This is a genomic window from Mesorhizobium sp. M7A.F.Ca.CA.002.05.1.1 (assembly GCF_003998335.1).
In the GTDB taxonomy this organism is placed as follows: domain Bacteria; phylum Pseudomonadota; class Alphaproteobacteria; order Rhizobiales; family Rhizobiaceae; genus Mesorhizobium.
Map to the genome: position 1 here is coordinate 1 of NZ_RZQI01001594.1, position 554 is coordinate 554.

Sequence of the window (554 nt, forward strand, 5' to 3'; positions counted from 1 at the left end):
GGTCGACGCCGTGCTGGGCGCGCTCTCAAACGAGCCGCCGGTCGCTCTCAAGCTCGTCGCCAAACGGCGCATGCGGCGACAGCGGGCCGCGTCCAAGAAGGTTACGGCGGCAGCGGCGGATTAGGCCCTGCCTTTGCCTTTTTCGGCAATGTCGGGGTCGACAAGCCAGGCACGAATTGCGGAAAATAGTTCACACCGATGTCGATTTCCGGGAGGCCCATTCGTCTTCACGATAGGGAGCCGAAGAATTCGCCCAATCAGGAACGATGCGATGACAATCACCATCACGGCATTTGAGCGATCGCCCGATCGCGGCAAGGGACTGGCGCGCGATACGCGCGTTCGCTGGGCGCTCGAAGAGGTAGGGCTGCCTTATGAGGTTCGGTTTGTTTCCTTCGCGCAGATGAAGGCGCCGGACCATCTGGCCCTCCATCCCTTCGGCCAGATCCCCACCTACGAGGAGGGTTCTCTCTCACTGTTCGAGACCGGCTCGATCATCCTTCACCTTGCCGAGCAGCACGCGGGCCTGCTGCCCGGCGATCGCGATGCCCGCG

1 protein-coding gene is annotated in these 554 nt (G+C 62.8%); it reads left to right on the plus strand.

What is annotated here, in order from left to right; genetic code table 11:
* Positions 1 to 271: 271 nt before the first annotated feature.
* Positions 272 to 554: glutathione S-transferase N-terminal domain-containing protein (locus tag EN939_RS37235; RefSeq protein ID WP_164751651.1), on the plus strand; the 283-nt coding region annotated here is incomplete at its 3' end.